Origin of the sequence: Mesorhizobium sp. M7A.F.Ca.US.007.01.2.1, assembly GCF_003998165.1 — a bacterium.
GTDB classification, from domain to species: domain Bacteria; phylum Pseudomonadota; class Alphaproteobacteria; order Rhizobiales; family Rhizobiaceae; genus Mesorhizobium; species Mesorhizobium ciceri.
The window spans coordinates 1-4,107 of the sequence record NZ_RZQP01000355.1; the positions used below are offsets into that span (position 1 = coordinate 1).

At 64.4% G+C, this 4,107-nt stretch carries 4 protein-coding genes; 1 reads left to right on the top strand and 3 read right to left on the bottom strand.

Annotated elements, in window-relative coordinates; genetic code table 11:
• The coding region (locus EN949_RS33390; RefSeq protein ID WP_245472572.1) for a LysR substrate-binding domain-containing protein at positions 1-462 on the top strand (462 nt) is incomplete at its 5' end.
• A gap of 197 nt (positions 463-659) precedes the next feature.
• Here the strand turns inward: EN949_RS33390 and EN949_RS33395 are convergent.
• The 3 genes from EN949_RS33395 to EN949_RS33405 all read right to left on the bottom strand — a co-directional run.
• Positions 660-1,568, bottom strand: coding sequence for a DMT family transporter (locus EN949_RS33395; protein WP_127367300.1), 909 nt, complete (start codon positions 1,566-1,568; stop codon positions 660-662).
• A gap of 60 nt (positions 1,569-1,628) precedes the next feature.
• On the bottom strand, positions 1,629-2,516 hold the full coding sequence (locus EN949_RS33400; protein ID WP_027162693.1) for a DMT family transporter: 888 nt from the start codon (positions 2,514-2,516) through the stop codon (positions 1,629-1,631).
• A gap of 178 nt (positions 2,517-2,694) precedes the next feature.
• Positions 2,695-4,107: peptidase S10 (locus EN949_RS33405; protein WP_127371931.1), on the bottom strand; the 1,413-nt coding region annotated here is incomplete at its 5' end.

Below are 4,107 nucleotides of genomic sequence, written 5' to 3' on the forward strand. Positions count from 1 at the left end.
GAGTTGGCGCAGGCGCTGCAGTCTGGCGGCCTCGATCTGGCGATCGTCATGCGCCAGACGGCAGCGCCGGACGAAGTCGGCGTGCTGCGCGAGCCGATGATATGGCTATGCTCACAAAAGGGGCTGGCCACGCGGCAGGAGGAACTGCCGCTGGCGCTGCTCGATCCATATTGCGGTTTTCGCGAAGCGGCACTTGCCGCACTCGATGCCGCCGGCCGCCGCTACCGCATTGCTGCCGGCAGCGCCAGTCTGGCCGGCCTGCGCACAGCCGTGAACGCCGGTGTCGCACTGACGCTGCGAACGGCTCGCTTTGCCCATTCCGGGATTGTCGAGGCGCCGCGCCAGCTTGGCCTGCCCCAGGTGCCTTTGGCTGAGTTCGCCATCCGGCTGCGCGCCGGTGCCGATGGATCGGCAGCCGATCTGGCGACCCTGCTCAGCGGTAACCTTGCCTTGTCGGGCTGAATACCCAAAGAAACCGACCTTGCGGTCCCAAGTGGCAAAGAGAAAGCCGACCTTACGGTCGGCAAGCGGCAAAGAAAAAGCCGACCTTACGGTCGGCTTGGAGTAGGACGGGCCGAGGGGTTTGGGGGGACTTGGGGATGGCCCGTCGCAGCAATAATGCCTGACCCGGATGATGGTTCCATGACTGTGTCACTTTTTTAAGAAATATTTGACGCCATGCGTTGCGAGCGCGCCATCAGCCAATCCCGCCCCGCATGGGCGAACACTGCGGTGAGCACGACGGCGCCGCCGATCATGCTGGCGGCTGGTGCAATCTCGCCCAGGAACAGGAAGGCAAACAGGATCGCGAACGGCACTTCGGCCGAACCGAGAAGCCCGGATTCGGCCGGCGGGATGAGTCTTGCGCCCTCCGTCCACAGGATCGAGGACAGCGCGAAGGACGCGCCGAAAGTGGCGAGCAGAACGGCATCTCTCGGCGAAACCGCCAGCGGATCGGTGACGAACCAACCGAGCACGAACAACAGGAATGCCGACACCGCACCGGCCCACACCACGGGCGTGTCGCGGAAGGCGCGAACCATGATCATGTAAAGGCCGCTGCCGATGGTCATCAGCAGTGCCAGTCCGTCGCCGAACAGATTGCCGGTGCCGAAGCCGGACCAGACCATGATCGCCACGCCGCACAGCGACACTGCGGCGGCGACCATCGTCTGCAACCGGAAGGGTTCGCGCGTCAGAACCCAGGCCAGCAGCGCCGTGACGAAAGGTGCTGTGGCATAGATGACAGCGACATTGGCGACGAAGGTGAACTTGAACGCCGAGATGAAAGCGATGCTGGCCAGCGCGCCTTCCACCGCCAGCAGCCAGCCGCGCCAGCCAAGCCGCAGGGTCTCACGCCCACCGGAACGGTGACGCCGCCACAGCACATAGAGGCTGATCAGGATCGCGCCGACAAAGCCGCGCCAGCAGATGATGGTCAACGGGTCGGCGTGGATTGATTTCGTCAGCACGCCCGTCAGGCCGAAGACGGCGGCTGAGGACGACACCAGGATGATGCCGAGTGTCCGCTCCGCGGCGGTGTCGGTGGCGGCTGCAATCTCAGTCATGCCGCCAGCCTACGCCGCTTGGTCCTGACATCGTAGCGTCAGCAATCATGGCCATCCACATCACAGCCGTTTGCGGAAATGCTCGGTGCCGACGATCAGCAGGCCGGCGGCGACGATCAGCGCAGCGCCCAGGAAAACTTCGCGGCGCGGCACGTCGCCCCAGATCGCAAAGCCGAGTGCGAATGCCCACAACAGCGAGGTGTATTCCAGCGGTGCCAGCACCGAGGCTGGTGTGCGCTTCATGCCTTCGAAGAGAAGATACTGCGCCAGGCCGCCGAGTGCGCCGACGCTGGCAAGCAGCAGCAATTGCGCCAGGTTTGGCGTCTGCCACCAGAGCAGCGCCGGCACCGCCGAAAACAGCAGGAAATAGAAATTGTTGAGCAGGAGCTGGATCATCGAGCGCTCGGCAAGGGCGGTCCTGCGCAAGAGCACGATGGCGATGCCCCACAAGAAGGCGGCCGCCAGCACCAGCAGCACCGGCACGGACAGGCCGAGATGGGTCGGATCGCAAGCGATGAACACGCCGGCAAAGCCGATCAGCACCGCCAGCCAGCGCAGCATCGGCACCTTTTCGCCGAGCAGGAACACCGAAAGCACGGTGACGATGATCGGGGCCGCGTAATAAACGGTGGTCAGTTCGGCGAGCTGCAGGCTGCGCGCGGCGTTGTAGTAGCAGAGCCACGCAGCAAGCGTGAAGGCACTGCGCACCAGCATCGGCCGCACGATCGGCGAGCGCATCGTGTCGGCAAACAGCTGTCGTCCGCCGATCGCCGCGCACGCGCCCAGAATGGTGATGCTGCGGAAGAACATGATCTGCCAGACGCTCAGGCCGACGACCAGCAGCTTGATCGAAGCATCCTGTGTCGAAAACAGCAGATAGGCCGCACCGGTCAGCAGGATGCCTGCAAGAACCCGCTCGCGTGTTTCGAGAATGGCGATATCGGCCATAAGGCGCGTGGGACCAAATTTGCCGGAGCGGCAGAAATGCTGTGAGGAGCGACACAAGGGAGCCGTGAATTCAACTCCCTTGGTACCAAGCTATACGGGCGAAAACCCCTGCGGCGCTACGCCAGTCCGGTGCTTATATTGGGGCACGGGTCCATGGCGAGCTGCACTGTCGCCAAGTCTATTGCGTCGCCTGATAAAGCTCCGAAGCGGCTTCTTTCAGCGCGCGCCGGCCGTCGGACCTGAAATACATCATGTGCCCGCCCTCGACGACATCGAGACGGATGGGCTTGGCATTGGCGAGCGACGGGATCTGGCTCACCAGGTAGCGCGAGGCGAGGTAAGGTGTCACCAGGTCGGTGTAGCCGTTAACGATCACGACGCCGAGCGAAGGGTTCAGCGAGCGTGCGCGCTGCAGATCGTCCATCACCCCGGCATAGCCTTGCCGCGAGGCGCCGGTCCCGTAATCCCAATTGTGGCTGATTTCGCCATTGAGCAGCCGATAGCTGACATCGGTGCGAAAATGCAGTTCGTCGCTGATATAGCCGACGAATGCCGACGTCAGCGCCGGCACGCTGCGGTCGAGCACCGGATCCGGGCCGGCGATGCGGGCGCTCTCGGGCGCGATGTCGGCCGTGCCGATCGTGGCGTCATAGGGGCTGAGCACCTTGCCGCTGGCGCGGGCGAACTCCCTTGCGAACAGGCCGGTGGGGATGCGGGCGGAGTTCCGCTGCACCAGGTCGAGCGGCAGGCCGGTGATGTCAGCCACGCGTTGGCTGGCCAGCCGCCTGCCTTGCTCCAGTCCGCTGGTGATTGCCGTGAGGTAATCGCCCATCGCATAATGTTCGACGTCTGCCAGCTTCTCCCGCAACGCGTCGCCGCTGACGCCTTCGGCGCGCAGGCGCACCGCCGCCAGTGAAGGCAGTTCGAGCGCCCAATGCAGCGGCTCGAATTCGTCGGGCTGCACCAGCGTGAACTCCAGCGCCGGGGAGATCAGCACGATGCCGTTCGGACTGATGCCGATATCTTCCTGCAACGTCCTGGCGAGCAGCGCTGCGCGGAACCCGCCATAGCTTTCGCCGGCGAGGAACAGTGGCGACCCGGTGCGGCCGTTCTGCGCGAGATAGAGCCGGATGAAGGCGCCTATCGAGCCGGCATCCTGGTTGACGCCCCAGAAGTCGCGCGTGTCCTGACCCGGTGCCTCGCGGCTATAGCCGGTTCCCACCGGATCGACGAAGACGAGATCGGTCATGTCGAGCCAGCTGTCCGGATTGTCGATCAGTCTTTGCGGTGACGGTAGGAATTCGCCGTCGGCTCCCGTCGCGATTATCCGTGGACCGAGTGCGCCGATATGCAGATAGGCGGACGCTGCTCCAGGGCCGCCGTTGAACACGAAGGTGATCGGCCGCTGCTGGTCTTTGGCCCCGCTTGCCGGCGGCTCCAGTGTGTAGGCGACGTAGAAGATCTCCGCCGTGACGTCGCCCTTGCCCGATAGCAGCGACAGGGTCGCCGCCTTTGCCTGGTAATCCAGCTTGCGCCCGGCCAGCGTGATCGAATGGTTGGTGGTCTGCGGCGGCGGCAGCAGGGATAGCGC

Excerpts from the sequence above, each read along its gene's own strand:
- EN949_RS33395 (WP_127367300.1), bottom strand. The coding sequence starts at position 1,568 with ATGACTGAGATTGCAGCCGCCACCGACACCGCCGCGGAGCGGACACTC.
- EN949_RS33400 (WP_027162693.1), bottom strand. The coding sequence starts at position 2,516 with ATGGCCGATATCGCCATTCTCGAAACACGCGAGCGGGTTCTTGCAGGC.